Annotated in this window: 28 protein-coding genes, 2 pseudogenes and 1 riboswitch; of the genes and pseudogenes, 14 read left to right on the top strand and 16 right to left on the bottom strand. The window is 59.7% G+C overall.

The genetic code is table 11. The features are described from left to right. The first annotated feature begins 100 nt into the window (after positions 1-100). A complete protein-coding gene (locus AB4N74_RS07640; protein WP_093433359.1) occupies positions 101-562 on the top strand; it encodes a thiol-disulfide oxidoreductase DCC family protein in 462 nt (153 codons plus the stop codon). On the opposite strand, the gene AB4N74_RS07635 is transcribed toward AB4N74_RS07640, so the two are convergent. The 7 genes from AB4N74_RS07635 to AB4N74_RS07605 all read right to left on the bottom strand — a co-directional run bounded on the left by AB4N74_RS07635 (position 546) and on the right by AB4N74_RS07605 (position 8,315). Next, positions 546-1,037, bottom strand: a complete 492-nt coding sequence (locus AB4N74_RS07635) for a DUF2269 family protein (protein ID WP_460099140.1) — start codon at positions 1,035-1,037, stop codon at positions 546-548. The two genes, AB4N74_RS07640 and AB4N74_RS07635, sit on opposite strands and share 17 nt — an antisense overlap. Position 1,038: 1 nt before the next feature. Then, positions 1,039-2,166 carry a saccharopine dehydrogenase family protein gene (locus AB4N74_RS07630; protein ID WP_460099137.1) on the bottom strand — a complete coding sequence of 376 codons (1,128 nt, stop codon included), beginning with the start codon at positions 2,164-2,166 and terminating at the stop codon, positions 1,039-1,041. Positions 2,167-2,234: 68 nt separating this feature from the next. After that, positions 2,235-5,006 carry an alpha-ketoglutarate dehydrogenase gene (mdeB, locus tag AB4N74_RS07625; protein WP_460099134.1) on the bottom strand — a complete coding sequence of 924 codons (2,772 nt, stop codon included), beginning with the start codon at positions 5,004-5,006 and terminating at the stop codon, positions 2,235-2,237. A 36-nt stretch (positions 5,007-5,042) separates the two neighbouring features. Beyond that, on the bottom strand, positions 5,043-5,351 hold the full coding sequence (locus AB4N74_RS07620) for a putative quinol monooxygenase (protein WP_095049901.1): 309 nt from the start codon (positions 5,349-5,351) through the stop codon (positions 5,043-5,045). Between the two features lie 27 nt (positions 5,352-5,378). Then, positions 5,379-6,032, bottom strand: a complete 654-nt coding sequence (gene nfsB, locus AB4N74_RS07615) for an oxygen-insensitive NAD(P)H nitroreductase (RefSeq protein WP_099758926.1) — start codon at positions 6,030-6,032, stop codon at positions 5,379-5,381. Positions 6,033-6,086: 54 nt separating this feature from the next. Next, positions 6,087-7,259 carry an L-dopachrome tautomerase-related protein gene (locus tag AB4N74_RS07610; RefSeq protein ID WP_093433373.1) on the bottom strand — a complete coding sequence of 391 codons (1,173 nt, stop codon included), beginning with the start codon at positions 7,257-7,259 and terminating at the stop codon, positions 6,087-6,089. Between the two features lie 48 nt (positions 7,260-7,307). After that, positions 7,308-8,315 carry a zinc-binding alcohol dehydrogenase family protein gene (locus tag AB4N74_RS07605; RefSeq protein ID WP_460099129.1) on the bottom strand — a complete coding sequence of 336 codons (1,008 nt, stop codon included), beginning with the start codon at positions 8,313-8,315 and terminating at the stop codon, positions 7,308-7,310. 110 nt (positions 8,316-8,425) lie between these two features. On the opposite strand from AB4N74_RS07605, the gene AB4N74_RS07600 reads away from it, so the two are divergent. From AB4N74_RS07600 to AB4N74_RS07560, 9 genes are all read left to right on the top strand, one after another. After that, positions 8,426-9,319 (top strand): LysR family transcriptional regulator, encoded by an 894-nt coding sequence (locus AB4N74_RS07600; protein ID WP_093433378.1) that lies wholly within the window; start codon positions 8,426-8,428, stop codon positions 9,317-9,319. 45 nt (positions 9,320-9,364) lie between these two features. Further along, positions 9,365-9,570, top strand: a riboswitch (cobalamin riboswitch). Positions 9,571-9,662: 92 nt separating this feature from the next. Then, positions 9,663-11,600, top strand: a complete 1,938-nt coding sequence (locus AB4N74_RS07595) for a TonB-dependent receptor plug domain-containing protein (RefSeq protein WP_460099126.1) — start codon at positions 9,663-9,665, stop codon at positions 11,598-11,600. Beyond that, on the top strand, positions 11,600-11,959 hold the full coding sequence (locus tag AB4N74_RS07590) for a (2Fe-2S) ferredoxin domain-containing protein (protein ID WP_460099123.1): 360 nt from the start codon (positions 11,600-11,602) through the stop codon (positions 11,957-11,959). The genes AB4N74_RS07595 and AB4N74_RS07590 overlap by 1 nt, the downstream gene beginning before the upstream one ends. Beyond that, the gene (locus AB4N74_RS07585; protein ID WP_460099120.1) at positions 11,956-12,876 is read left to right on the top strand and encodes an ABC transporter substrate-binding protein; all 921 of its coding nucleotides are present in this window, start codon (positions 11,956-11,958) and stop codon (positions 12,874-12,876) included. The genes AB4N74_RS07590 and AB4N74_RS07585 overlap by 4 nt, the downstream gene beginning before the upstream one ends. Positions 12,877-12,926: 50 nt before the next feature. Next, positions 12,927-13,130 (top strand): PLD nuclease N-terminal domain-containing protein, encoded by a 204-nt coding sequence (locus tag AB4N74_RS07580; protein WP_007916127.1) that lies wholly within the window; start codon positions 12,927-12,929, stop codon positions 13,128-13,130. A gap of 183 nt (positions 13,131-13,313) precedes the next feature. Beyond that, positions 13,314-14,375: an NAD(P)/FAD-dependent oxidoreductase gene (locus AB4N74_RS07575; RefSeq protein ID WP_460099117.1), complete on the top strand. Its 1,062-nt coding sequence runs from the start codon at positions 13,314-13,316 to the stop codon at positions 14,373-14,375. A gap of 64 nt (positions 14,376-14,439) precedes the next feature. After that, on the top strand, positions 14,440-14,922 hold the full coding sequence (locus AB4N74_RS07570; protein WP_460099114.1) for a GNAT family N-acetyltransferase: 483 nt from the start codon (positions 14,440-14,442) through the stop codon (positions 14,920-14,922). Positions 14,923-14,941: 19 nt separating this feature from the next. Beyond that, positions 14,942-15,658: a phytanoyl-CoA dioxygenase family protein gene (locus AB4N74_RS07565; RefSeq protein ID WP_460099111.1), complete on the top strand. Its 717-nt coding sequence runs from the start codon at positions 14,942-14,944 to the stop codon at positions 15,656-15,658. A gap of 17 nt (positions 15,659-15,675) precedes the next feature. After that, positions 15,676-17,217 carry a methyltransferase regulatory domain-containing protein gene (locus tag AB4N74_RS07560; protein WP_460099109.1) on the top strand — a complete coding sequence of 514 codons (1,542 nt, stop codon included), beginning with the start codon at positions 15,676-15,678 and terminating at the stop codon, positions 17,215-17,217. A 34-nt stretch (positions 17,218-17,251) separates the two neighbouring features. Here AB4N74_RS07560 and AB4N74_RS07555 read toward each other — a convergent pair whose 3' ends face one another. After that, entirely contained in the window at positions 17,252-17,719 is a 468-nt protein-coding gene (locus AB4N74_RS07555) for an anti-virulence regulator CigR family protein (protein WP_460101078.1), read from the bottom strand. A 105-nt stretch (positions 17,720-17,824) separates the two neighbouring features. On the opposite strand from AB4N74_RS07555, the pseudogene AB4N74_RS07550 reads away from it, so the two are divergent. The 3 genes and pseudogenes from AB4N74_RS07550 to AB4N74_RS07540 all read left to right on the top strand — a co-directional run. Then, positions 17,825-17,938, top strand: a pseudogene (locus tag AB4N74_RS07550) (VOC family protein); the annotation flags it as partial. Positions 17,939-18,004: 66 nt separating this feature from the next. Next, positions 18,005-18,913: an alpha/beta fold hydrolase gene (locus AB4N74_RS07545; protein WP_460099106.1), complete on the top strand. Its 909-nt coding sequence runs from the start codon at positions 18,005-18,007 to the stop codon at positions 18,911-18,913. A gap of 78 nt (positions 18,914-18,991) precedes the next feature. Further along, positions 18,992-19,150, top strand: coding sequence for a DUF2986 domain-containing protein (locus AB4N74_RS07540; protein WP_093433404.1), 159 nt, complete (start codon positions 18,992-18,994; stop codon positions 19,148-19,150). A gap of 126 nt (positions 19,151-19,276) precedes the next feature. Here AB4N74_RS07540 and AB4N74_RS07535 read toward each other — a convergent pair. Continuing rightward, positions 19,277-19,423, bottom strand: a pseudogene (locus tag AB4N74_RS07535) (AraC family transcriptional regulator); the annotation flags it as partial. A gap of 175 nt (positions 19,424-19,598) precedes the next feature. Here AB4N74_RS07535 and AB4N74_RS07530 point away from each other — a divergent pair. Beyond that, complete coding sequence (locus tag AB4N74_RS07530) at positions 19,599-20,144, top strand: GNAT family N-acetyltransferase (RefSeq protein WP_257358381.1); 546 nt, start codon at positions 19,599-19,601, stop codon at positions 20,142-20,144. A gap of 42 nt (positions 20,145-20,186) precedes the next feature. On the opposite strand, the gene AB4N74_RS07525 is transcribed toward AB4N74_RS07530, so the two are convergent. From AB4N74_RS07525 to AB4N74_RS07495, 7 genes are all read right to left on the bottom strand, one after another. Beyond that, entirely contained in the window at positions 20,187-20,903 is a 717-nt protein-coding gene (locus tag AB4N74_RS07525) for a class I SAM-dependent methyltransferase (RefSeq protein WP_460099103.1), read from the bottom strand. A gap of 117 nt (positions 20,904-21,020) precedes the next feature. Beyond that, positions 21,021-21,452, bottom strand: a complete 432-nt coding sequence (locus tag AB4N74_RS07520; RefSeq protein WP_460099100.1) for an SRPBCC family protein — start codon at positions 21,450-21,452, stop codon at positions 21,021-21,023. Between the two features lie 65 nt (positions 21,453-21,517). Then, positions 21,518-21,904 carry a nuclear transport factor 2 family protein gene (locus tag AB4N74_RS07515; RefSeq protein WP_093433413.1) on the bottom strand — a complete coding sequence of 129 codons (387 nt, stop codon included), beginning with the start codon at positions 21,902-21,904 and terminating at the stop codon, positions 21,518-21,520. 81 nt (positions 21,905-21,985) lie between these two features. After that, positions 21,986-22,729 carry an SDR family oxidoreductase gene (locus tag AB4N74_RS07510; RefSeq protein WP_093433610.1) on the bottom strand — a complete coding sequence of 248 codons (744 nt, stop codon included), beginning with the start codon at positions 22,727-22,729 and terminating at the stop codon, positions 21,986-21,988. A gap of 57 nt (positions 22,730-22,786) precedes the next feature. Further along, positions 22,787-23,890, bottom strand: a complete 1,104-nt coding sequence (locus AB4N74_RS07505) for an alkene reductase (protein ID WP_093433416.1) — start codon at positions 23,888-23,890, stop codon at positions 22,787-22,789. Between the two features lie 122 nt (positions 23,891-24,012). Then, positions 24,013-25,269 carry a cation:dicarboxylate symporter family transporter gene (locus AB4N74_RS07500; RefSeq protein ID WP_186624178.1) on the bottom strand — a complete coding sequence of 419 codons (1,257 nt, stop codon included), beginning with the start codon at positions 25,267-25,269 and terminating at the stop codon, positions 24,013-24,015. A 112-nt stretch (positions 25,270-25,381) separates the two neighbouring features. Further along, on the bottom strand, positions 25,382-25,807 hold the full coding sequence (locus AB4N74_RS07495; protein ID WP_026000724.1) for a VOC family protein: 426 nt from the start codon (positions 25,805-25,807) through the stop codon (positions 25,382-25,384). Positions 25,808-25,961 lie beyond the last annotated feature (154 nt).

Raw genomic sequence — 25,961 nt, 5'->3', positions numbered from 1 at the left:
TCTGTCTCTCACATTCATGTGCCTAAGCGAGCGCGGTCATTCGCGAACCACTGCTGGCGGCGCTATGATCGCAACACCCGACGTCTTGAACACAAAACCCATGCCCACGCCAAAAACCCGCCCTACCCCCGCCCCGTTCCTCAACCCCGGCGAATCCGTGGTCCTGTTCGATGGCGTGTGCAAACTCTGCAACGGCTGGGCGCGTTTTTTGATTCGCCATGATCATCAACGTCGCGTGCGTCTGGCAGCGGTGCAGTCGCCGGAGGGACAAGCCTTGCTCGCGTGGGCCGGCCTGCCAGTCGACCAATTCGACACCATGGCGGTAATCCGTGACCGTCACTACTGGGAACGTTCAGACGCGTTCTTCGAAGTCATCAGCCAACTACCCGCCCGCTGGCAGCCATTGCGGCTGCTACGCGTATTTCCGCGCGGCCTGCGCGACTGGGCCTACGACCGCATCGCGCTGAACCGCTACCGACTGTTCGGCAAGTACGACACCTGCCTGCTGCCAACCCCGGATCATCAACAGCGCTTTCTGAAAATAACTACGCCAGAAAGCTAATCAACTGCACCGGTGTCATCTTCGTCACCATCATCAGCACGATGACAAACATCCCGGTAAACCCGAGCACGCCCATCCAGAACCACTTCCGGTAAACGGCTTGATACTGCTCATCAAGCCCCGTCCCCGCCTCGCTCGCACTCGACGCCATCACATACAGGCGCTTCTGCAGGAGCAACACCGGCAGCCACAGCGAGCCGACGCAGAAGAAGACGATCAGCGAGGTCAGCACCCACTCGGTGCTCATCGACAACCCCGAAAGCCGCATCAGCAGATAACCGGTGATGATCTGCACAAACCCGGCCGGCGTGGTGATCCAGGTGTCGAAGCGCACCACCATGCGCGCGACGTGCCCTATCACGTACGGATTGCCGGTGCGGCTGGCGGCGATCAGGTAGAGGTAGGAGCCCATGCCGAAACCGAACAGGAAGATCGCGGCGATGATGTGCAGGTACTTGAGGCACAGATAGAGCATGTCAGCGCTGCCCGTCCGAGAAATGCACGGCCAGGCTCAGGTTGTCCGGGTCGTTGATCGCGGCCATGTACTCGGCGACGCTGATTTCGCCCACGCACGGTCTGGCGCCGGCGGTTGGCACGTAACCCTGGGCCATTTTCGTGGCCAGGGCCACGGCGGCGCAGCTGGGGATTTCCGGGCCTTTGTCGTTCAAAGCGGTGAGTTGCGCGGTCATCGACAGCGGTTTGCCATCAACACCAAGGCCCTGCACATCGATGTACATCGCACTTTTGCCATCGCCGAATCGCTCGAAATGCATACCCAGGCGATGCAGCCTGCCGGCCCACAAGGCATGGTCGCGCACCAGCCCGACTTTCAGCGCCTGCGCCAGCAAGCCGTTGGCGATACCGCCGAGCTTGAGACCGGCGCCGGCCTTGAAGCTCAGCGTTTGCGCACCATAACGACCGGCGAAGATGTCCATGTCCGGGACATCGACGTTGGCCAGCAATCGCGTGCCCATCTGCGGCATCTTGCGCAGGGTCAGGTCCAGCCAGCCCGACACTTCATGGACTTTGCCGTTCTTGAGTTGCTTGATCGGTTTGCCGGCGTAAGCGAGTACGCCTTCGATGGTCGACAGCCCGGGCATTTTTGCCGAGGAAGAAATGCCATGCTCGATCGAGTCAATGCGCGAAAAGCGCTGGCGCTGCTCATCAATGATCGCGGAAGACAGCGTCGGCACCGAACTGCAACCACTGAGGATCGCCACGCCCGCTTGTTTCGCCCGCGCGTCGAGCACGTCGATGCCGTTGACGAAGGTGCGGCAGTCCGCGAGGTCGCAGTAGTTCACGCCGGCATCGATGCAACGCTGCGCAACAGCATAGGCTTGCCCCTGAAACGGCCCGCCGGTATGGACGACCAACTGAATGTTCAGCGCACGCAAAGCGGCTTCGAACTCCGTCCCCATGGCATCGCCGCACCAGCCTTCGCAGACGTTTCCCGAATGGCTGTTGAGCTCATCGAGTTTGCGCTGCAACTTGCGCGGATCACGGCCCGACAGCACCAGCCCGATATCCGGCATCAGCGCCAGATGTCTGCACACGATGATGCCGAAATTTCCGTAGCCCCCGACCACCATCACCCTGAACGGCATGCAATTCTTCCCTAAGTCATTTCATCAAACAGGCGGGAAGGATATAGGGCCGAACGTCAGCAGGCCATTCAGATCAGTTGTTCGCCAGCCGACGCGATCCATTTGCGCAGCAGACAGCCAAAGTGTGCCGTCGCGATTGTTAGTTGATGAAAGACGCAACACACGACGTGAAAGCTCAGCAGTTCCAGGGGGGCTTCGGCGTCGGCGTCGATGCCGTATTTCGCCCGAGCCTCGGCATGTGCCTGCGGATCGACTGAAGCCAGCGCCGCCAAAACGATGTGATAGCGATCCACTTCAAAGAAGCTGCGCAACGCCGAACGTGTGTCGCTGCGTCCAAATCCGTCGGTGCCCAGGCAGATGCACGGCGCCTGTAAATACGGCACCACCAATTGTGCATAGGCACGCACGTAATCACTGGCCGCCACGACTGGAGCGTGACCGGGCAGACAATGCAGCAGGTGACTCTGGCACTCGACATCGCCGCCGAACACTTGCTGACGCTGCACCTCGCGGGCATCCCGGGCGAGTTCGGAGAAGCTGGTCACACTCCACACTTCGCTGCTGACTTGCCACTCTTGATCCAGCATATGTGCGGCGGCAATCACCTCGCGCAGAATCGCTCCCGAACCCAGTAAACGAACCGCCGGCACCCCCTCGCCACAGCGGGCATAGAGGCGCATGCCGCGAATCACGTCCGCGTGTTCGTCTGGTTCAAGTGAGGCCTGAACGTAGTTCTCGTTGGTTACCGTCAGGTAATAGAACTCATCCTCTTGCTGCTCCAGCATGCGCCGGGCGCCATGGTCGATGATCACCGCCGCCTCGCTGGCAAATGCCGGGTCGTAGGCGCGGCAGTTGGGCACAGTGGCTGCCATCAACTGACTGGAACCGTCCTGATGCTGCAGTCCTTCACCGGCCAGCGTTGTGCGCCCCGATGTGGCACCGATCAAAAAGCCTCTGGCGCGCTGGTCGGCCGCTGCCCAGATCAGGTCGCCAATGCGCTGAAAACCGAACATCGAGTAGTAAATGTAGAACGGCAGCATCGGCTCGCCATTGACGCTGTAGGAGGTGGCCGCAGCGATCCAGGAAGAAATCGCACCGGCTTCGGTGATGCCTTCTTCGAGCAGTTGCCCGTCGGTCGATTCCTTGTAATAGAGCAGCGCGCCGGCATCTTCTGGCTCGTACAACTGGCCGACGGATGAATAAATCCCGATCTGCCGGAACAGATTCGCCATGCCGAATGTGCGCGCTTCATCGGCGACAATCGGCACAATGCGCGGCCCCAATTGTTTGTCCCGGATCAGATGGGTGAACAGTCGCACCACCGCCATGGTCGTCGAGTTTTCACGCTCATCGGCCTTCAGCGCAAAACGGCCATAGCTGTCGAGCGGTGGCACGGCTATTGGTGCTGCCACACCGTTGCGCTTGGGCAAGTAACCGCCGAGTGCCCGTCGCTGCTGATGCAGGTATCGCAACTCGGGGCTGTCGTCAGCCGGTTTGTAGAAGCGCATTTCTGCCACGGCCTCATCATCCAGCGGCAAGGCGAAACGATCACGGAAGGCCTTGAGCACCTCGATATCGAGTTTTTTCTGCTGGTGCGAGGTGTTGCGCGACTCGCCGATCTGGCCCATGCCGAAACCTTTCTTGGTTTTGGCGAGCACCACGGTCGGCCTGCCCTTGTGCTTGCGCGCGGCCTCGAACGCGGCATGCAACTTACGAAAGTCGTGACCGCCCCGGCGCAACGCGTCGATCTGCTCCGGGCTCATGTCTGCAACCAACGCCTGCAACTGGGGATCCTGGTCGAAGAAATGGCTGCGGTTATACGCACCGTCATTGGCCCCCAGATTCTGGTACTCGCCATCCACCATCCCGGCGAAGTGGCGCAACAGTGCATGGCCGTCATCGCGGGCAAACAATGGGTCCCAGTCCGAACCCCACAGCACCTTGATCACATTCCAGCCGGCGCCGCTGAACAGTGACTCCAGTTCCTGAACGATTTGCCCGTTGCCGCGTACGGGGCCGTCGAGACGCTGCAGATTGCAGTTGATCACGAAGGTGACGTTGTCGAGATTCTCCCGCGCTGCCAGCGAAAGCGCCGCGATGGACTCCGGCTCGTCCATCTCGCCATCACCAAAGACGCCCCAGACATGCCGCCCCTCCGTCGAGGCAATCCCACGGTGCTGCAAATACCGCAGGAACCGCGCCTGGTAAATCGCATTGATCGGGCCAATACCCATTGAGCCCGTGGGAAACTGCCAGAAGTCGGGCATCAGCCAAGGATGCGGATAGGAACACAATCCGCCGCCCTTCACTTCTTGCCGGTAACGCTCCAGTTGCGACGCCTGCAAACGCCCTTCAAGAAAGGCCCGCGCGTACACGCCGGGGGCAGAGTGCGCCTGGAAGTAAACCAGATCACCGCGCCCGGCTTCGCTGTCCGCACGGAAAAAGTGATTGAAGCCGACCTCGAAAATTTCCGCCGCCGAGGCGTAACTGGCGATGTGACCACCCAATTCGCCATAGGCCTTGTTCGCCTTCGCCACCATGGCCAGGGCGTTCCAGCGAATGATCGAGGTGATGCGCTCCTCCATCACCAGATCCCCGGGATAAACCGGCTGCTGTTCGAGCGCGATGGTGTTCTGGTACAGCGAATACGCACTCGCCGTCGTTTGCACGCCGAGACGGCTGGCCTGCTCGGCCAGTCGCAGCAGCAAGAACCGCACGCGCGGTCTGCCGCCGACTTTCGCGACACCTGCCAGGGCTTCCAGCCACTCGTTGGTTTCAATGGCATCGATGTCTTCGTGAACCGGCGTTCCGTGGGTTGGCCGTTGCGCGGTATCTTTCATGGCTGCACACCCTGACAGGTTGAATGGACGACTGGATCAGTTCGACACGTGCTCAAGAAATATCAGTTGCAGCGGCTCTTCCAGCAGGTCATCCGCCGCGGCGGCAAAGCGCTTGAAGTAAGGCATGGCGAAATGCGCATCCAGTGCCGCCTGATCCTTGAAGGCCTCGCGCATGTAGAACGTGCCGCGCTGGTCGCGCAGTTCAAACAACACATAGTCGAGATTGCCCGGCTCTGCGCGTGTCGGCTCAACCAGCGCCAGCAAGCCTTCTTTCAAGGCCTGTTCCTGGCCTGACCTGGCCTTGAGCACGGCGATCGAGATCAATGTTTCTGTGGACTGGCTCATCTTCAATACTCCTGGGACCGGGTGCATTCAGAGAAAGGTAAACAGCGACTGGGACGGTAAGCGGGACTTGGGCAGGCCTGCGTTGAAGTCTTCGCTGCTGTGATAGCCTAGGCTCACCACAACCAGACTGGTGAAGCCCTGTTCACGCAGGCCCAGTTCACTGTCGAGGACTTTGCTGTCGAAACCTTCCATCGGCGTCGCGTCGATACCCAGCGAGGCGGCACCCAGCAGCAATGTGCCCAGCGCGAGGTAGGTCTGCTTTTCCATCCAGTGCTGCAGGTCTTTCTGATCGAAGCGATGCAGATCGACAAAACCGCGCCGCCCACGCTCCTGCCCTGCTCGCGCCTCGGCATTGTGAAAGCGCCCGTCCATGGCTTCCTGAGCCAGCAACGCTTGCAGGTATTCCTCGGGCAGATGCGTGCGAGTGCAAAAGACGATGACGTGCGACGCGTTGAGTATTTTCGGCTGGTTGAAGCTGAACGGCCCCTGAGTACTGTGGGCGATTCGCGCACGGCTCTGATCACTCTCGGCAACCACGAAATGCCAAGGCTGGGAGTTGACCGACGACGGGCTGTTGCGCAGTTGTTCCAGCAGCAACTCCAGTGTGTGCCTGGGAATCTTGCGCTCGGCATCGAAAACTTTTGTGGTGAAACGGCGCTTGGCCAGAGAAACGAGATCCATGATTGAACTCCTGATCTGAAAAGTGAAAACGTAGAACTCAATGCCGCTTGGAAATCAGCGCGTCGGCGCCGGCGCTGCGTCGATCTTCAGACGCATCAGGCTGTAAGGTTTTTGCCGCTGATCCTGCCCGGAACGGAATGCCGCCTGGCGGTGCAACTGGTTGGCGATGAAATACAGATAGCCGTCGGGGCCAATCGACAATGTGTCTGGCCAGAGCAGGCGCGGGTCGTGTACCAGCGTTTGCCATTGGCCGTCCGGCAGACGCTTGCGGATCGAGTTGTGCTCGTAATCGCCGGCATAGACGGCGCCGGCGGCGTCAGCCTCCAGACCATCGGACGCGCCCTTCTCCCCCAGGTCCTGCACGGCGGCCGTCAGTTGCTGTTCACTGAAGTTGGCGTCACGCAGCAACGCGGTGGACACCGAATACAGGTGCCGACTCGACAGCGGTGTGAAATACAGTGTCTTGCCGTCCGCCGACAGCGCGATGCCGTCCGAGGCCACGCCCAGTGGTTTGCGCTTGCCGTCCGGACCTTCAACGGTGAGTGGCAGGCCTTCAACCACCGGGACAAAGGTCGGGTCAACCGAGGTCGCCGGCACACCGCTCAAGCGGCGCATGGCACTGCCGCTGGCGATGTCCATGACGATGATCGCGCCCGGTCCGCGCAGGGACGAGTCAGTCAGATAGACCGTTCCCTCCGGGCCTGTGCGAAAGTCGAAACGCATGTCGTTGACGTAGGTGCTCGGCAACATGACGTTGTCCGGGAACACCAGGCGCTTGACGATCTTGTTGCTGACCAGATCCACCGCGATCAGCTTCGCGCCTTTGGGTTTTGGGTCTGCGAAACCCGGCGCGGCGGTATCGAGCAACCAGACACGACCCCGCCCGTCGGCCACCACGCTCTGTACGCTGATCAGACCATCACTGGGATCGTTGAGGTTTTCCTGGTTGATCGCCGCGTTCGGGTAAGCCACGACTTTGCCGTCGCGGATCTCGCCCACGGTGAACGGCACGTTGTCGCCCCAACGCGGGAAGTTGACGAAGATGCGCCCGGTCTCGGTGACGGTCACGCCGGTGGGCATCGCGTCGTAGAACGCATGGACCTGTTCGAGCTTGCCGAAGGATCGGTCGGCGGGGGCATTGGCCGGCAACGGCACGGCACTGATTGCATGGGCGAACGGCGCTGCCATGACCATGGCCAATGCAGCAGAAAGCTTTTTCATACGCATGAGCTGCTCCTGACCGGCCCGCGTGCAGGCCCGTCTGAATGAGTGAAATCAGAAACCTTCGAGTACCAGTTTGCCTCGGGCCTTGCCGCTCTCGACCAAGGCATGGGCACGGCGCATGTTTGCCGCGTTGATCGCGCCGAAATGTTCACCGACGGTCGTTTTCAAAATGCCCTGGTCAATCAGATCGCTGACGCGATTGAGCAGGTGATGCTGCTCAATCATGTCCGGGGTTTCGTACAGCGAACGGGTGAACATCAGCTCCCAGTGCAGCGACAGCGACTTGCGCTTGAGCGGCATTACGTCGAGGCTTTCAGGATCGTCGATCACGCCCAGACGCCCTTGTGCTTGGAGCACTTCAATCAGCTGCGCAAAATGCTCCTCGGTATGGGTCAGGCTGGCGACATGGCTGACCTCGTCGATGCCCAGTGCCTGCAACTGTGCGAGCAGCGGCTGACTGTGATCGATGACGTGATGCGCGCCCAATTGCCGGACCCAGTCAGCCGTTTCCTGCCGCGAGGCGGTGCCGATGACGGTCAGCCGCGTCAACTGTCGGGCCAATTGCACCAGCATCGAACCGACGCCGCCCGCTGCCCCCGTGATCAACAGGCACTTGCCCTGCCCTGAACCTTCGGTGACACCGAGACGGTCAAACAACAGCTCCCAGGCGGTGATCGAGGTCAACGGCAATGCCGCGGCATCCGCAGCACTTAACGAACGCGGTTTGTGCCCGACGATTCGCTCGTCCACCAGGTGAAATTCGCTATAACTGCCGGTGCGGGCAAGGGAGCCTGCGTAGAACACTTCGTCGCCAGGCTGAAACAGCGTCACTTCAGCCCCGACCTCGCGGACGATGCCGGCGGCATCCCAGCCGAGGATTTTCGGTTCTTTGGTGAAAGTGCCGGCGCGTACTTTGGTATCGACCGGATTGACCGACACCGCACGAACTTCTACGAGCAAATCCCGGGGGCCGGGAGTTGGCACCGGAAGGTCGATGTCCTGCAACGATTGCGGATCTTCAATGGGCAAAGCGTGTTGGGTGAAGGTGATGGCTTTCATGGAAACTCGCTGTCTGAAGAGCTGATGTGCTCGCTTGCCGCCATCTTCGACTTCCCAAGCACAAAGAAAAACCAGCAGAATGCGCCAACACTTTCACTTCAGGAGTGAAAATGATCCGCATCGATGATCTTGGTTTGTTCACCCGCAGCGCCGCGCTGGGCAGCTTCACAGCTGCCGCCCATGAGGCGGATTTATTGCCCGGTCAGGTTGCCGCGGCGATCAAGCGTCTGGAGCGTGAGCTGGACGTGCGCCTGTTTGCGCGCACCACCCGCAGCCTGCGATTAACCGCCGAGGGCGAGCAATACTTGCCCACTGCCCACTCGGTGCTGGAGGCGCTCAAGCAAGGCAAGGAAAACCTGCGCGGTGAAAACGCCACGTTGCGCGGCGTGTTGCAAGTGACGGCGCCGTCCGATCTGGGGCGCAACATTTTGCTGCCGTGGCTCACACTGTTTCGCCGCCAGCACCCGGAACTGACCTTGCGCTTTTCCCTGTCGGACCAGATGGCCGACTTGTTTCGTGACCCGGTAGACGTGGCGATTCGATACGGCTCGAATGAAGATGCCAACTACGTGGCGCTGCCGCTGGCACCGTGGAACCGGCGGGTGCTGGTCGCCGCACCGGAATACGTGGAGCGCCACGGATACCCGCAAACGCCGGATGATCTGCACAACCACGCTTGCCTGCTCTACCAGCAAGGCGGCCGGATCTACGACAAGTGGAGTCTGGGCAGTGAAACGATCCAGGTCTCGGGACCGATGTTCAGCGACGACGCCGACATCGTGCGCCGCTGGGCGTTGAGCGGCGAAGGCATCGCCAACAAATCCTGGCTGGACGTCAGTGCAGACGTGATCGCAGGGCGACTGGTCGTGCTACTGAAGGATTTTCCCGGCAATGCCTCACCGTTGAGTCTGGTGTGCCCGCATCGCAAGCAGATCACCCCGGCGGTGTCTCAGCTTTATGCGTGGTTGAGTGGCCAGTTTGTCGCTCTGGAACGCATCCAATAGCTCCCCTGGTGGTTGCCGCATTGACGAGACGCTCCTCGAATGTTCAGATGCCGGCCAGTTTCAGGTGTCCCATGCCGCCGTGCATGGGGTGAAACGGGAAACCGGTACGTTCTTTTCGAACAAGTCCGGTGCTGCCCCCGCAACGGTATGCGCGTGATGTTTTCAATACACCACTGTGGCCAGACGGCCATGGGAAGGTGAAAACCTCGATACGCGCGAGCCCGGAGACCGGCCTGGAATTTCGTTTGGCAAAATCCTGCGGTGGGCGGGCATGGGCCGGTATTGGCTGTGCGCGATGCCTTCTCTTGCATGCTCTTCTGCGAAGATCCTTTTCGAGAAGACAATGATTCGACCTTTCAACACTTCTGCTCCAACCCTGTTCCTTGGCTGCCTGTTCAGCCCGCTGCTACTGGCCGACGACGCGCCGCTGGAACTCAATCAACAAATCGTTACTGCACCGTCAGTGGAATCCACCACCGTCGCCGAGATGGCCAGATTCGGCAGCAAGGTCGAAATCGTCAGCCGCGAGCAGATCGAACGCGCCGGCCCCAGCGCCGATGTCAGCCGGGTGATGCAGATGTTCATTCCAGGCTTGTATGTGGCGCCGAAAAACGGCCCTTTCGACTACGGCACCTATTCGCTGCTCGGCGGGCGCAACGACGACACGCTGATCCTGCTCGACGGCGTGCGCCTGAACAATCGCCTGTACGGTGGCCTCTATCTGGACACCCTGCCGGCCAACGCCATCGAACGCATCGAAGTGCTCAAGGGTGGGCAGAGCCTGTTGTTCGGCACCCAGGCCGTGTCCGGTGTGATCAACATCGTCACCCGCAGCCCGCAATCGCGCAAAGCCGCCGGCGAAGTGAATCTAGGCGTCGACAGCTTTGGCGGCACCACCGAAGACGCTCGCGTCGAGAATATCTTCACTAACGGCTTCGGCGACCTCGGTTTGTTGGCGTACGTCAGTCACAACGTCTCCGACGGTTACCAGCCCTATCGCAACCGCGACATGAAAAACGATTCCGGCAAGGATCGCGCCTACGAAGTCACCACGTTCGGCGGCAAGGCGATTCAGTCGTTCGACGATGATTCGCGGCTGGAGCTGTTTTACCAATACGCCGACGCCAACCTCGATTTCGCCCGCCCGGTCGACAACCACAAGACTACTAACGACCGCGTGCAGCAGATCGCCACGGCGACCTTCGAGCAGACCGTCAATGAGCGCCTGAGCTACTTCGTCAAAGGCCATATCAACGACTGGGACACGCGTTATACCCGCGTCAACAACGTGGAGGGCGGCGGCACCAAAGTCATCAACCACAATGACTATTGGGGCTTCACCGATTGGGGTGTGCAGGCCGAGGGCAAGGCTGAATTGCCCGGTGGCCATGTACTGGTGTTCGGCACCGACAACCAGTGGTTCAAGGGCCAGGATGATGTGTTGATCATCGATAACGACAAGGCCGAAGCCCACGCTTTCTACACGCAACTGCGCCCGCAGATCGACGCCCTGCCCGACTGGCACCCGAGCATCGGTGTGCGTCACGAAGCCATGAGCGGTGGCGATGGTGCCACCGTCGGCATGCTCACTTCGCTGTATGACCTCAATGACAATTGGTCGGTGCGCGGCCAGTACGGCAGCGCCTACAAACTGCCAAACGCCGAGCAATTGTTCGTCAATGAACCGGGCGACGAGATCGGCAATCGCAACCTGAAGCCGGAAAAAAGCCGCAATGCGGAGCTGGGTGTCGACTACAAAGGCTTTCTGCTCGACCGCGAATTCAGCGCCAGCGTGACCCTGTTCAAACGCAAGATCGACGACTTGATCACCCTCGACGACATTCAATGGGTCAACGGTGAAGGCCAGGTGCGTATGCGCGGTTTCGAGGCCGACGCCAAACTCGCGCTCAACGATCAGTGGAGCCTGCAAGCGGACATGACCCGCAACCTCACCGAATCGCGCAGCGGTGTAACCCTCAACGATATCCCGAGCTTCTTCGCCCGCTCGCGGCTTGGCTATGAATCGGAAAACCGTCTGTGGGGCGCCGGCGGTGCGATCCGCTATATCCGCGACATCAAAAGCTCGAAGCAAGTCGAGTACGGTAACTATTCCGTGGTCGACGCCGACGCTTATCGCTACCTCGACAACGCTCATCAGCACCGCGTGAGCCTGCTGGTGGAAAACCTGTTCGACCGCGATTACGTCACCAGCCGTTCGAGCAACGTCGACAACCTCGGCCGGCCGTTCACCTCCGAAGTGCGCTACACGTACCGCTTCTGATGAGTGAAGTCAAAACCGTCGACGGCGTCGACACGCACCCGGACTGGTCAAATGTGCCCGAGCATGCGCGCCATGTATTCCTCTGCACCGGCCCGCGTTGCACCCAGCGCGGCGCCTTGCAGTTATGGAAAACCCTGCGCCGGCATTTGCTCGCGCACGATCGCATCGAGACGCCGGATGGCGTCTTGCTGACGCGTACGCACTGCCAGTTTCCGTGCAATCTGGGGCCGATTGTAACGGTGTATCCGGAGCGCTGCTGGTATGGCGTGCGCAGCCATGAAGATGTGCAGCGGCTGGTCGAGGGGCATCTGGTGGGCGGTGAAGTGGTTGCGGATTTGCTGATCAAGGCGCAGACATGAGATCGATTCTGTACGTACTTGGCGCCCTGCTCTGCTCAATGCCTGTACTCGCCGACAGTTACCGCAATTGCGGCGAAGAATGGAGCGCCGATCAATCTTCGCGCATCGTCGCGCTCAATCAGCATGCGGCCGATCTCGTCCTCGCACTGGGTGCCGGGCCAGCGCTGGTCGGCGTGGCGTATCTGGATGACACCGGTGCCGGTCAGCGCCAAGCCGAGTATTTCGGCGTACCGGTAATCGCGCGGCAGTACCCGGCCAGCGAAGTGCTTTACGCTGCGAAGCCGGATCTGGTGATCGGCGGTTTTGCCACGGCGTTCGGCGACGGGGTGACCTCGCGCTCGGGGCTTGCGCGCAATGGCGTGGGTTCGTATCTGCTGGAATCCGCCTGCAACGGGCACTCGCTGGATTATTTCGCGCATGTGCGCAATGACTTGCTGACCTTGGGCAAGCTGCTGCACCAGCAGCAAAAAGCCCAAGCATTGATCGACTCCATGGAAAAGGACATTGCCAGCGCCCGAGCCTTGGCCGGTGCAGGTAAACCGTTGTCCGTGTTCTATCTCGACAGCGAAGTCAAAGGTCTCGACAGCGAAGGTCGACGTGGCTTTGTCACCCAGCTGTTGGCCGCTGCCGGTGCGCGCAATGTGTTTGCCGACATCAACCTCTATCGAGTGACCGTGAACAGCGAAACCCTGCTGGCCAGCGACCCGGACGTGATCCTGCTGGCCGACGCCGAATGGTCGCCCGCCCGCCGCAAACGCTACCTGTTGGCCCACGACCCGGTCCTCTCGCAACTGCGCGCGGTGCGCGAGAACCGCATCATCGAGATCCCTTTCACCCACCTGCTGCCAACCTACAACAGCGGCCGCGTCGCCTTGCAACTGGCCCGCCTGCTCAATGCCCTGAATAAAAATAAATGAACCCGCCGCACCCTACGCCACCTAACGAACAGACCATCAGGAGGTAGCCAATGCAAATCGAAACCGTGTGGATCGTACTGGCGGCAGTTCTTCTGCTAATCGAACTCTGGGCCATCAATCGGGTGCGCAAGAGCGAGGGGAAAGCGAGCAATAAGGGTGTGTGGATTGTGCTGATCGTGTTTGTGCCGTTGTTCGGGTTGATTGCCTGGGCGCTGGCGGGGCCCAAGCATGTCAGTCAGCATTCGGCGTCGTAACCTGATCCTTGATCCATAGCGACTGAGCATCCGTCACGGACCGGCAGGCCTAATGCCCGCCGGAGATATGTTTGCTTAACCCGTTGCCAGCGTACGAGCCCGGCTTTTGGCCGGGCTTTTTTCTGGTTGCTCGCTGCGTCTCCCTGCTGCAGGATCAGCCGATCGACAACAGGGAATGTTGAAATGAACCAGGCAACACATCGACGAATTGTGGTGGTGGGTGCGGGCATCGTCGGCGCCTCGCTTGCGTATCACCTGTCTGGCAGAGGTGCGCAGGTCACGTTGATCGAGGCCGGCGAGATCGCGAGCGGCGTGACGGCAAGCTCTTTCGCCTGGATCACTGCCACGCACGCCGGCGCTGATCCGATTGCGCAGTTGCGCGGTATGGCCATAGATGCCTACCAGCGACTCGAAACCGAGCTGCCGGATTTGCAGATTCGCTGGACCGGAGCGCTGTCGAACAGCGAATCAGCAGAGTATCCGGCGTCGGCGACATTGTTATCGTCTGCCGAAGTGCTTGCCCGCGAGCCCAACCTGAAAAATCCCCCATCCTGCGCGTTATTTCTTGCTGAAGAAGGCGCACTCGACGCCGTGCAGGCCACCCACGCCTTGATTGCCGGCGCCCAGGCGCTGGGGGCGCAATTGCTCACGCAAACCCGAGTGACCGCTTTCAAAACCTGCAACGCAGATGTCACCGGCGTTGAAACCACAGCGGGCACGTTTGATGCTGACCTTGTTGTGCTTGCTGCGGGGACTGGCACCCGGCAGTTAACACAGATGCTCAACGTCTCCCTGCCCATCGACGCCTCGCCCGCCATTTTCATCCGCTACCAGACCCAACCGGGCCTCGTTAAAGGCATCATTTCCAGCCCTGTCATGGAAATTCGGCAAAGCGCCGACGGCACGTTGCTGGCCGCTGAAGATTATCTGGGAGAGGCGCCGGGCAACTCGCCGACTGACATCGCCCGGCAAACCGCCGAAGCCATACAGAGTGAACTTCACGGTGTGGTTTCCATTGCGCCGCAAACCGTCGCCGTCGGTCTTCGGCCCATGCCCGCTGATGGCCTCCCCGTTGTCGGTTACTTGCCTGGGGTCGGTGGAGTTTACGTTTGCGCGATGCATCCCGGTGTGACGCTGGCGGCAATCGTCGGGTGCCTCGTCAGTGAAGAGCTGCTGGATCACCAGTCATCTGCTGCCCTTGCACCGTGCCGCCCAGAGCGTTTTTTCAGAATTGCGGCAAAGTGACAAACAACGCTGCTCTTACCCGCTGAGAACCTGCGGCAATATCTACAACAAAGAGATTTTTATCATGGAAGAAGTCATCACCTATCGCATTGCCACTGCTGACGATGCGCCGGTAATGAGCGAATTGGGCCAACTGCTCAACTCGGTACACCACGCCGCTCGCCCCGATATCTACGCCGCCGCCACCGAAGATTTTGCCCGCGATTTGCCGCACTGGACCGGGGTATTCGAAAAGCCTGGCCAGATCGTCTTCATCGCCAGCGCCGGTGAACGGCCCGTGGCGTTCATTACGGCCATCCTGTCCGCCAGTTCCGGCCCGCTGATGCAACCGCAGAATGTGGTGCGCATCGGCTCGGTGTGTGTCGCCGAGCCGTTCTGGGGCAAAGGCATTGGCCGCGCACTGATTCAACGGGTAAAAGACTGGGCTATCGAGCAAGATGCTCAGGACTTGCGCCTGACGGTATGGCCATTCAACGAGCGCGCGGTACGCATGTATGCCGAGTTCGGCTTCGAAACCCGTGCCCTGGAGATGGGCGTGCGTTTGTGAGGAGCGGACACGTCCGATCATGAATAACCGTGAACAGCTCCATCAACAAGGTTTCGCCCTGCTCCGTCACGCCATACCCGCCGAGTGGCTGGACGACCTGCGCCAGGCGTTCGATGCGGGTGTGCGGCCGTCAGATCGCTGGCCCGTGCCACGGGGTCAGGACTGGCGCCATTCGCTGCTGGATGAGCATGCGACCGTGCGCGCGGTGTGCCGCTTGCCAACGGTGTTGGCCGTGGTCGGTGAGCTGATCGCCGAGCGCTTCTTCCTGTCCCAGGTTGAGGGTCGCGAACCGCTTGCGGGGGGCGGCCATCAGCAGCTGCATCGCGACTTGTCCGCGCAACGCCCCGGCGACTGTGCGGTGGCCCTGGCTTTTTTCGATGACTATGGTGCCGACAACGGCGCGACCCGCCTCGTCCCCGGCAGCCATCGCCCGGCGCCGGGAGCGCCACCGGTAGACGTCAATGATGAGTCGGGGTCAGTCCAGCTCACGGGCCGTGCGGGCGATATTCTGGTGTTCGATGTCGACCTGCTGCATGCCGGCACCAGGAATCTACTGGGTGGGCGCCGGCGTTCGGTTCTGATCAACTATTGGGCCGAGCCGCTGTACGCGTCTCACCTTCAAACGGTGGCTCTGCGAAATATCCGCATGGACCCTATCGAATGGTTTGATCCTGCCGACAACATCCCGGTGGACAGCGCAAGATTGAACGACGCAAGTCCAATCCCTCATTTTTGATTCAAGAGGCTGCACCCATGAGCAACGCCTGGAACGAAGGTTATTTCACCGACGAAGGCTACACCTACAGCTATAGCCGGGAAATCAATCCGGTTTTCCAGCGTTACTGCCTGATGTTGCGCGGCGTTGCCGGTCTGGACAATCCCGACGGTTATCACTGTGAACTCGGCTTTGGCCAGGGTGTGTCGATCAATATCCACGCCACGGCGAGCCCTGCCGGCTTCGTCGGGACCGACTTCCACCCCGGTCAGGCGGCCCATGCCATTGAGCTGGCAGAACTCAGCAACAACGGCGCAAAACTCTATGACGACAGCTTTGAGCAACTGCTGGCGCGCCATGATTTGCCGCAATTCGACAGCATCAGCCTGCACGGCATCTGGACCTGGGTCAGCCGTGACAACCAGAAACTGATTGTCGAATTCGCTCGGCGCCACCTCAAGCCGGGTGGTCATCTGTACGTCAGTTACAACGCATTCCCGGGCTGGTCGCCTGCGGCGCCGTTACGCCAATTGTTCAGCCTGCACGACCGCTTCGCCAATCACTCGACGCGGGCGGATCAGCGCATCGACGCCGCGTTGCAGTTTTCCGAAGCGCTGCTGGCGGCCAACCCCAAGTACGCCATCGCCGCGCCAAGTCTGGGCGCCCGACTGCAGACCATCAAAGGTCAGGACCGCCAATACGTCGCCCACGAATATTTCAATCGCGACTGGAACTGCATGTATTTCGCCGACATGGTGGATGCGCTGGCCCCGGCCAAGCTCGATTACGTCACGACAGCGGTGCCGCTGGATTCGGTTGATGCACTCAATCTGAGTGCCGAAGCCCTGACCTTTCTCGACGGTATCGAGCACCCGGTGATGCGCGAGCAGGCACGTGACTACTTCGTCAATCAGTCTTTCCGTCGTGATCTGTACGTGCGGGGTGCCAACCGGCTCTGCGCCGCCGAGCGTCGGGCGCGCATGCTCAAAACGCGTTTTGTCCTCATGCAACCAGCAGAAAACGTAGCGTCCAGCGTCACCGGCCCCGCTGGCGCAGCGACGCTGCAAGCGGAAATTTACCGCCCGCTCCTCAATGCCCTCGCGGATCAGATGTATGAAGCCAAAACGATGCAGCAGTTGCTCGATGCGGTGTCACCAATGGCCTACGACGATCTGGAACAGGCCATCGCCATCCTGGTCAGCATGGGCGCGGTAGCCCCTTGCCAGAGCGAAGCTGCCGAGGCTCTGGTGTATGAACGCTGCGCTGCGTTCAACCTGCAACTGTGCAAGCGCGCGCTGTTCAACGCCGACATTCAGGTGTTGAGCAGCCCGGTCACCGGCGGTGGCGTCATGGTCAGCCGCTTCCAGCAACTGTTCCTCATTGCAATCCGCCAGGGCAAACAGCACCCGGCGGAGTGGGCGCAACTGGCGTGGAGCGTCATCGCTGAACAAAACGAAGTGTTGGTCAAGGACGGCAAAACGCTGACCACCGCCGAAGCCAACATCGCCGCGCTGACCGAGCAAGCCCAGGCGTTTGCCGAACAATCGCTGATCGTGCTGAGCGCTTTGAAAATCGTCTGATCGGGGTAGGTGGTGCGCAGCGGAGCAGGAAATCTTAATCAAACGCCCCGTTGAGCACCTCGTAAATCAGGCCGGTGGCCAGTGCAACCAATATCAGATCCGCGCCCGCCTGCTGCCATTCGTAGCCATCGTAATGCGGCAGGTGACCGACCAGGCGTCCATCGAGCTTTTTCGCGATCCCGGGCGGGAGCGGTTTGCCGCGTGCAAGATTCTTTTGAATGCCCGGTGGCAGCGCAGGCCCCGGGCTCCAGTAGTCGCGGTAGCCACCTACAATCCCGAGCACATTGCCGCGATCGATATTTGGGCCATGACTCCAGTCACCACCAGAGTTGTTGCCCTTGTTGCCGTTACCTTTCTGGTTACCGTGGCCCTGCACATTCTGCGAATTACCTTTGCCATTGCCCTGGCCCTTGCCATTACCGGGATCAGCCAATGCCATCGCCGAGCTGAAAACCAGCGCAAGAGAGGAAATCGTTGCAATCAACGTGCGTGACTTGTTCATGCGGCGCGCCTTCATGGTGGGTTGCTCCTGTGTCATCGTGACGTTACACATCAGCCTAGTTTATTCCGGCTGACCGGTCGTCGATTACGCCCAGCCCATCGACTCCCGTCCGGAACCCGCATCATCTGGTTGCCCAAGCGCTTCGGGCATTTCTCGATCGAAATCCTCGAAGAGAAGGCGCTGGGGGCATTTATCGAGGCAGCATTTGCTTGCGGATGAAACTCCGCCGCCCCTGATCGATACGTCTACGCTCTCTCCATCGCCACCACGCCTGGAGACTTCGCCATGACCCGCCTGCTGCTGACTGGCTTCGCCCTGCTCGTCCTGAGTTTCCAGGTCCACGCCGACATCACCCCCTTCCCCGCCACCTTCCACACTCAGGACATCAAAGTCGAAGGCGCGACAATGCATGTGCGAGTTGGTGGCAAGGGCCCGGCCGTGGTGCTGTTGCATGGTTTCGGCGATACCGGCGACATGTGGGCACCGCTGGCGGCGGATCTGGCCCGCGACCACACCGTAGTGGTGCCGGATCTGCGCGGCATGGGTTTGTCATCGATTCCGCAGGACGGCTACGACAAGAAGACCCAGGCCGGCGACATTCGTCAGGTATTGAGCGCGCTGAAGATCGAACATTCGGTGGTCATCGGGCATGACATCGGCACCATGGTCGCGTTCGCCTATGCCGCGCGCTATCCCGAGCTGACCGAGCGCCTGGTGGTGATGGATGCGCCCGTGCCCGGCATCACACCGTGGAACGACATCGTTCGTTCGCCGATGCTCTGGCACTTCGACTTCGGCGGCGCGGACATGGAGCGTCTGGTTGCCGGGCGCGAACGCATCTACCTCGACCGTTTCTGGAACGAGTTCGCCGGCACCCCGGCCAAAATCGATGAAGGCACCCGCCAGCATTACGCCAAGCTCTACGCCCGCCCCGGCGCCATGCGCGCCGCTTTTGCCCAGTTCCGCAGCATTCGTCAGGACGCCCTCGACAACGCCCCCGTTCTGCAGAAACACCTGGCCATGCCGGTGCTCGCCGTGGGCGGTGAAAAGTCCTTTGGCAACAACGAAGCAATCGTCATGCGCAATGCCGCGGACAACGTTACCGAGGTGGTGATTCCGGCAGCCGGACACTGGTTGATGGAAGAGGCGCCGGCACCGACCATCAAGGCAGTGCGCGACTTTATCGCAATGTGAAGAATGGGCATTGCCTTGGCCCGACGCTTACGTCAGGATTCGCCCCTTTTGCGCGCAAGAGCAGGCCGGACAGAAAACATGAATCGTCAAAAGAAACTGCAGCAGTTGTTCAAGGAAAAGGCCAAGAAGGCCAGCGCCAAACTGGCGCCGAAAAAGCCCAAGTACATCAGCAAGGCTGAGCGGGCGAAACTGGAGGCTGAGGCGGCGGTGGAATCAACCGATACCCGCGAGAGCTGATCCCTGTCCTGCAAGAACGGCGCAATATTCGCCAGCGCCCGCTCAATGTAGCGGTCTTTCTCCGCCACCGGCGCCACGTCATGCAGCGCATCGCGTGCAGCTTGCAAACCGACAAGCCGTGCGATGAACCAGGCCGTTCACTGACCGCACCTTGGCTGTGGGACTGGCGATAGACACGTGCCAGTCCGGCTGCCGAACCCGGTTGAGCATGGCGTAGGCAATCAGTGAATCGAGTTCGTTGAAACCTTTGAAAGTCAGAATGGCAATGTGCATGCCGAGCCTCAAGCGAGATAGCCGGAAGCTCATCGTAGAATCGCCGAATCAAGACAATCAATGAATTGTCATGGGTACAACCGTTGGCTCCATGAATTCGCACCGAATTGGATCTTTCCTTAGCCTGTTGCCACCCTAGACTGGTCACACTCCTCAGATCGATCAGGAAGAAACCATGCCGGTATGCGAATTCGACTGCCAACCCGTTCTTCATGGACGCACGCTAAAGCTCAGGGCGCTGACCGCCAGTGACTTTGAAGCGTTGTTTTCAGCGGCGAGTGACCCGCTCATCTGGGCCGGCCATCCTGCCCACGATCGCTATGAACGGCAGGTGTTTGAAAGGTACTTTGCCGCTCGACTGGCCAGCGGAAAAGCACTCGTCGTTATCGATATCGAATCGGGGCAAATCGTCGGTATGTCGAGCTACTACACGCCACCCGATCAGCCCGAAAGTATTGCCATCGGCTACACCTTTCTGGTGCGGGCAAAATGGGGTGGCGATGCCAATCGTGAGTTGAAGGCACTGATGCTGGAACATGTATTCGAAGTCTACGGCACCGTCTATTTTCACATTGGTCCCGCCAACATCCGCTCGCAAAAAGCGGCGTTGAAAATCGGTGCCGTGCACTTGTACGACGACGAGTTGAACCTCTCCGGTGCACCGGCCCTGTGCAAGTGCTATGGGCTGACCAGGGAACAATGGATCGAACGCCGACGGTGACGTTAATGGCATGTCTGAGCGCACCTTGCGAACCAGTCCGCATCAAGAAGGCGTTTTACACGCCAGCCAAGCCCCCCAGAACAAACTGCTGAAAAACCGCGTCGCCTCGCCAAACCCGGCCTCATGCAACAACGCCTGAACCGCCGCTTCGGAATGCGGCGGGTCGGCGCCTTGCAGAATCTTGCCCAGCTTGGCCTTCACCTCCTGCGCACTGACGCCCTGCTGCCGCCAACGCTGCCCCCACGCCTGGAGCATTAATGGCTGACTGGCATAGGCGTAATGGTTGCCGGCGACAATCAGCGGCGCGCCCGGTTTGAGCCGCGCCTGAATCGCTTGCAGGATCTGGCGCTTGGGCTCATCACCGTTCAGATGATGGAGCACGCCGATCAACGTTGCCGCATCAAATGAGGCAGCAGCCGGCAGGTCTTCGACGTGGCCAAGATGCAGCTGGATTCGGTGCAGCAAGTCGTTGGCCTGCAGTTGCGCTGTCGCGGTTTCCAGCATCGGTACGGAAGGGTCGACTGCGGTGAAATGCCATTGCGGCTCCAGCGCCGCCATCGCAATGATTTCCTGCGCCGTACCGCCAGCGCCGACCACCAGTATGTTGGCCGGACGCGAACCCAGGCTCGCCGCCAACATGCAGGCCGCCAGATCATGACAGGCGTCGTAGCCGGCCAGCGCGATGCGGCTTTGGCGGGCGTATTCGCTGGCGCGGGAAGTGTCGAATTTTTCTGCGGGGCTGGTCGAGGTTTGGCTCACGGCAATGCTCCTGGTTTTTCGAGCACGCTACGCCGAAGAGCGCGAGAGGGAAAATTCATTCGCTTCATGCCCCGCATTCCTTGCGGGAATGCGGGGCATGTGAACCTGGGTTTTGTATTACCGAGCAAGCAGCGCCTGCAGCCCACCATGGCCGTCGACGATCAGGCTGCGAATCAGTGCCTGATAGTGCTCGGCACTGGTCGGTTCTCGAAGATCGAAACTGGCCAGCCAACTGACCAGTGTTCTGTCCTGGCCTGACAAAGCAACCAGTTCCACGCTGGCCACGTAGTTGTCCAGCGGTAAGGGCGACTCTTCAAAACGGTAGGACAGCCTCAACGCCGAGTCATCAACCGACAACAAGCGCTCTCTGACAACGGTGCCATCGCTCAACGTGAGCGTGCGAATGCAGCCCACAATCTCGGGACCTGCGCCTTCGATATGACTGTCCACAATCGAAGGGTGCCAGTTCTTGATCTCGCCAAACTGCTTCACCACGTTCCAGACCTGTTGTGCAGCGCCTTCCACGACAGCGGAAAACTTAACCTTCATCTCGTATCCCCTTGTAATTGATCATCCGCCGATCCCGGCAACGGACTACCGGGATCGACCGAGACTCAGGCCTCGAACTGGTGATAAACCTTGGCGATGACCTTCCAGACGCCGCCCATTTTGATCAGGGTCAGGTAGTCGTTGTAGTCAGCACCGATCGCATCGGTTTCCATGTCCACGCGCACCACTGCGGTGGTCGGTGTGATCGCCAGCACGTCAAGACGTGTGCTGATTTGCGGGGCCGCACCGTTTTTCTCGACGAAATCAAACAGGTTCTTGATCGGGCCGCCGAGTAATTCGCCGTTGGTGAAACCGTACATCACCGCCTCTTTATGGAAGGCTTGAGCAACGCCTTGAGCATCACCGACCCGAAGACCTTCGACGTATTGATTGGCGGTGGCGATGACAGCGGTGTATTCGGCGGTCGGTACAGCCTTGATGTTCTTCGACATGGTTGTTTCCTTTCGTTGGGGGTGAGTTACAAAGGCCACCGGAAGCCAAGGCTGGCACCCGGTGGCTGCAGCAGCCAACACTCACCAGTCCTGGCGCGTCGGCGAAATGATGAGGTCGTTGACGGTGACGTTTTCCGGCTGGTTGAGCGCATAGATCACCGCACGGGCAACATCGTCAGGCGCGATGGCGATGCGGTTGAGTTCCTGGGCGGCCTTGCGCCCTTGCGGATCACTGACCTTGTCCGCCCAACCGGTATTGATAACGCCGGGGCTGACCGTGTTGACGCGGATGCCATGCTGTACGCCCAGTTCCTTGCGCATGGACTCGGTCATGGCCTGCACAAAAAATTTGGTAGCGCTGTAAACACCCGCCGCCGGCCCGACCTGATGGCCGGCCACCGAGTCCATATTGAGGATCTGCCCGGACCGCTGCTCCAGCATCACAGGCAGCACTGCCGCAGTAGCGTTGAGATAACCCTTGATGTTCACGTCGATCATCTTTTCCCAATCCTCCACGGCCAGATCGACCCAATTGGAGAACAGCATCAGCCCGGCGTTATTCACCAGAATGTCGACACCGCCATAGGCGTCCTGCGCGAACCTGGCGAGTGCTCTGGTTTGCTCAAGCCGGGTCACATCAACGGTAAAAGCGACCACGTCATGGCCGGCCTCACGCAACTCGGCGACGAACGCCTGCAGGCCCTTTTCGTCCAGCGCAGCGGCAACCACGCGAACCCCTTGTGCCGCCAGCGCGCGCGTCGTGGCCGCGCCGATACCGGAAGATGCACCGGTGACGATGGCGACTTTGTTGTGTAGATAATTCATGTTCCGTTCCTCTTTGCAGTGAATGCGATTGCGCCCGGTCGGTGTCAGGGTTGCCATTCAGGCGTTAGCGGTTGGCCAATCGATGTAGCCTTTCGCGCCACCGCCGTAGTAACTCTCACGCGGGGCAATGGTCAGTTCGAGACCGTGGCGCAAGCGCTCGACCAGGTCGGGGTTGGCAATAAACAAACGCCCAAACGCCACCGCATCGATATGGCCCTGCGCCCGACGCTCAAGCGCCATCGCCAGGTCATAGTTGTTGTTGCCAATGAACGCGCCGTCGAACTGCGCACTCAGCGCATCAAGATCCACGCCCGCAGGAACGCTGCGAGAAGTGGCCGTGGCGCCTTCGACGAAATGCAGGTAGGCCAGATTGAATCGATTGAGTTGCTGGATCAGGTAGCCGTAAGTCGCCATGACGTTGCTGTCGGGCGGCGTATTGCCGGCATCGGGCGTTACCGGAGACAGGCGGATACCGACACGGTCGCTGCCCCAGATGGACGCCACCGCTTCCGTCACTTGCAGCGTCAGCCGGGCACGGTTCTCGATGGAGCCGCCATAGAGGTCCGTGCGCTGATTGGTCGAATCACGCAGAAACTGGTCGAGCAGATAACTGTTGGCCGAATGCACTTCGACGCCATCGAAGCCGGCTCGCTTGGCATTCTCGGCGGCGAGTTTGTACTGCTCGATGATTCCAGGAATTTCCGCGATCTCAAGCGCGCGAGGCATCGATACCTCGACAAAACCTTTCTCGGTATACGTGCTGCCCTCAGCCTTGATGGCCGAGGGTGCGACCGGCGCTTCGCCATTGGGCTGCAACTCGACACTGGAAAAACGCCCCACGTGCCACAGCTGGCAGACGATTTTTCCGCCGGCCGCGTGCACCGCATCGGTGACTTGTTTCCACCCGGCGACCTGCGCTTGCGACCAGATGCCCGGCGTCATCGCATAGCCACGTCCCTGAGCGGAAATGTTCGTCGCCTCGGCGATGATCAAACCTGCACTCGCACGCTGAGCGTAGTAAGTCGCATGCATTTCATTCGGTACGCCGTCGTCGGCCATCCGGCTGCGCGTCACGGGGGCCATGACAATTCGATTGGCCAATTGCAGCGCGCCCATCTGCATGGGCGAAAAAAGGTCGGTATCAACAGCGTTATCAATCATAAGCACTCCTATTCAATAGACCGGTCGTCTAGTAAAGCAACCCAAAAAAAACGCCCCTGCGCCAGCGGGCGTGCACTCGTTATCGGTGCGGTTTCAAACGTGAGGGTCCGACGCTTGAAGGCTCACACTTCGGCAGCGGGATGAACACCTGACGGTTCAAGCGCTGCCCTTTCCCACTTGGCAATCACCAGCGGTGCGATGGCATTGCCCAATACGTTCAGCGTGGTCGTACCGCTGTCGATGATCCTGAAAATACCCGCGATCAATGCCACGCCTTCCAGGGGCAGACCGGCCGAAGCCAACGTAGCGGAGAGGATGATGATGGCAAACCCGGGCACCCCCGCCGCGCCTTTGGACGTCAGGACCATCGTCACCACTAGCAGGATCTGCTGCGACAGCGACAGGTCGATGCCATAGAGCTGCGCGACAAAGATCGTCGCGACGCCGAGGAAGATCGAAGCGCCATCCAGATTGAATGCATAACCCACCGGCACCACGAAACTGACGATCCGCCGCGGTACACCGTAGGTCTCCAAACGGCTCATCAACTGCGGCATGACGGCGGCGGATGCGGCACTTGAGAACGCCAGAATCAATTCACTGCGGAAGTAGCGAATCAATTTGAAAATGTTCTCGCCAATCAAGTAGCAAATGCCGCCGAGTATCACCAGAGCGAACACAATCAGCGCCAGATAAACCACCCCGATCAACTTGAGCAATGGCAACAGCGAGGCAAAACCAAATGTCGCGACTGTGGCGCCAATCATGCCGAAGACACCGACCGGCGCGTAGGCCATGACAATAGAGACCACTTTGAACATCGCATCGGAAATGCTCTGAACCACCGCGATGGCTGGCGCACTTTTTTCTCTTGGCAACGCATTCAAAGCGAGGCCGAACAGCACGGCGAAGAACAGTACCGAGAGCAATTTCGCTTCCGACATCGCCACCAGAACATTATCCGGCACGATGTTCTGCACGATCACCAGCGCGCCTTTCGAGGGTTCCATGTTGATCGATGCCGTGCCATGCGACAGGCCGGAAATATCGGTGCCGCTACCCGGTTCAAAGAGGTTTGCGAAACACAAGCCGATGACAATGGCCAGCGCGGTAATAGCAAAGAAATAACCCAGCGACTTGATGCCCATGCGGCCAAACGACTTGTTATCGCCACCGCCAGCGATGCCCAGAATCATGCAACAGAAGACAATCGGTACAACCACCATCTTCATCATCTTGATAAAGATGTCACCGAGGGGCTTGAGGATCTCTGTACTGACCCACGTTTGATATTGCGGATGGGTATTGAAATACCAACCGACGAGCACGCCAAGCAACAGCCCGGCAACGATTTGCCACACCAGGGGAATACGTTTCATGTCTAGCCTTTTTGTTGGAAGGAAAGGTCTGCGTCAGCGGCAGTTGCTAGAGTCATGAGCTTCCAGCTCACTAGGGACCAAATGGCACAACCGGGTTGTGCCATGACGGTTGTCACTTGGCGAAGAGCTGGCTCATATCCTTGAACGCCTTGAACTCCAGGGCGTTACCGCAAGGATCAAAGAGGAACATGGTGGCCTGCTCACCCACCTGCCCTTGAAAGCGGATGTAAGGTTCGATCACAAACTCGGTGCCAAAGGACTTCAGACGTTCGGCCAATGCTTCCCACTGTTGCCATCCCAAAATGATGCCGAAGTGCGGAACAGGGACGTCGTGACCGTCGACCGGGTTGCTGTGAACGCTTTCCTGGGACGCAGTTTTCGGGTGTTCATGAATCACCAGTTGGTGGCCATAAAAGTCGAAATCGACCCACTGAGTACTGGAGCGCCCTTCTTCAAGACCAAAGACTTCACCGTAAAAGGTGCGCGCTGCAGCCAGATCGTAAACGGGGATAGCGAGGTGAAAAGGCGAGAGGCTCATCAGAAACTCCAATCATGTTTTTGTTGGTTGGTGAACATTCCTGCCGTCATCGGCGCCTTGGGTTCAGCCGCTGCCGGGGGATGGGAAACATCCTAGGGCGGAAAACCAAACATAAAAATCAATATATATTTCTTAGAAACACAATTAATATTTG

This window comes from Pseudomonas sp. H3_C08 (assembly GCF_054669455.1).
This window is presented reverse-complemented; position numbering and strand designations above follow the sequence as displayed.

Excerpts from the sequence above, each read along its gene's own strand:
- AB4N74_RS07500 (WP_186624178.1), bottom strand. The coding sequence starts at position 25,269 with ATGAAACGTATTCCCCTGGTGTGGCAAATCGTTGCCGGGCTGTTGCTT.
- AB4N74_RS07530 (WP_257358381.1), top strand. The coding sequence starts at position 19,599 with ATGCCGGTATGCGAATTCGACTGCCAACCCGTTCTTCATGGACGCACG.
- AB4N74_RS07575 (WP_460099117.1), top strand. The coding sequence starts at position 13,314 with ATGAACCAGGCAACACATCGACGAATTGTGGTGGTGGGTGCGGGCATC.
- AB4N74_RS07595 (WP_460099126.1), top strand. The coding sequence starts at position 9,663 with ATGATTCGACCTTTCAACACTTCTGCTCCAACCCTGTTCCTTGGCTGC.
- AB4N74_RS07540 (WP_093433404.1), top strand. The coding sequence starts at position 18,992 with ATGAATCGTCAAAAGAAACTGCAGCAGTTGTTCAAGGAAAAGGCCAAG.
- AB4N74_RS07610 (WP_093433373.1), bottom strand. The coding sequence starts at position 7,259 with ATGCGTATGAAAAAGCTTTCTGCTGCATTGGCCATGGTCATGGCAGCG.
- AB4N74_RS07600 (WP_093433378.1), top strand. The coding sequence starts at position 8,426 with ATGATCCGCATCGATGATCTTGGTTTGTTCACCCGCAGCGCCGCGCTG.
- AB4N74_RS07630 (WP_460099137.1), bottom strand. The coding sequence starts at position 2,166 with ATGCCGTTCAGGGTGATGGTGGTCGGGGGCTACGGAAATTTCGGCATC.
- AB4N74_RS07515 (WP_093433413.1), bottom strand. The coding sequence starts at position 21,904 with ATGTCGAAGAACATCAAGGCTGTACCGACCGCCGAATACACCGCTGTC.
- AB4N74_RS07635 (WP_460099140.1), bottom strand. The coding sequence starts at position 1,037 with ATGCTCTATCTGTGCCTCAAGTACCTGCACATCATCGCCGCGATCTTC.
- AB4N74_RS07605 (WP_460099129.1), bottom strand. The coding sequence starts at position 8,315 with ATGAAAGCCATCACCTTCACCCAACACGCTTTGCCCATTGAAGATCCG.
- AB4N74_RS07545 (WP_460099106.1), top strand. The coding sequence starts at position 18,005 with ATGACCCGCCTGCTGCTGACTGGCTTCGCCCTGCTCGTCCTGAGTTTC.
- AB4N74_RS07620 (WP_095049901.1), bottom strand. The coding sequence starts at position 5,351 with ATGAGCCAGTCCACAGAAACATTGATCTCGATCGCCGTGCTCAAGGCC.
- AB4N74_RS07520 (WP_460099100.1), bottom strand. The coding sequence starts at position 21,452 with ATGAAGGTTAAGTTTTCCGCTGTCGTGGAAGGCGCTGCACAACAGGTC.
- AB4N74_RS07640 (WP_093433359.1), top strand. The coding sequence starts at position 101 with ATGCCCACGCCAAAAACCCGCCCTACCCCCGCCCCGTTCCTCAACCCC.
- AB4N74_RS07565 (WP_460099111.1), top strand. The coding sequence starts at position 14,942 with ATGAATAACCGTGAACAGCTCCATCAACAAGGTTTCGCCCTGCTCCGT.
- AB4N74_RS07585 (WP_460099120.1), top strand. The coding sequence starts at position 11,956 with ATGAGATCGATTCTGTACGTACTTGGCGCCCTGCTCTGCTCAATGCCT.
- AB4N74_RS07570 (WP_460099114.1), top strand. The coding sequence starts at position 14,440 with ATGGAAGAAGTCATCACCTATCGCATTGCCACTGCTGACGATGCGCCG.
- AB4N74_RS07580 (WP_007916127.1), top strand. The coding sequence starts at position 12,927 with ATGCAAATCGAAACCGTGTGGATCGTACTGGCGGCAGTTCTTCTGCTA.
- AB4N74_RS07590 (WP_460099123.1), top strand. The coding sequence starts at position 11,600 with ATGAGTGAAGTCAAAACCGTCGACGGCGTCGACACGCACCCGGACTGG.
- AB4N74_RS07510 (WP_093433610.1), bottom strand. The coding sequence starts at position 22,729 with ATGAATTATCTACACAACAAAGTCGCCATCGTCACCGGTGCATCTTCC.
- nfsB (WP_099758926.1), bottom strand. The coding sequence starts at position 6,032 with ATGGATCTCGTTTCTCTGGCCAAGCGCCGTTTCACCACAAAAGTTTTC.
- AB4N74_RS07505 (WP_093433416.1), bottom strand. The coding sequence starts at position 23,890 with ATGATTGATAACGCTGTTGATACCGACCTTTTTTCGCCCATGCAGATG.
- AB4N74_RS07495 (WP_026000724.1), bottom strand. The coding sequence starts at position 25,807 with ATGAGCCTCTCGCCTTTTCACCTCGCTATCCCCGTTTACGATCTGGCT.
- AB4N74_RS07560 (WP_460099109.1), top strand. The coding sequence starts at position 15,676 with ATGAGCAACGCCTGGAACGAAGGTTATTTCACCGACGAAGGCTACACC.
- AB4N74_RS07555 (WP_460101078.1), bottom strand. The coding sequence starts at position 17,719 with ATGAACAAGTCACGCACGTTGATTGCAACGATTTCCTCTCTTGCGCTG.
- mdeB (WP_460099134.1), bottom strand. The coding sequence starts at position 5,006 with ATGAAAGATACCGCGCAACGGCCAACCCACGGAACGCCGGTTCACGAA.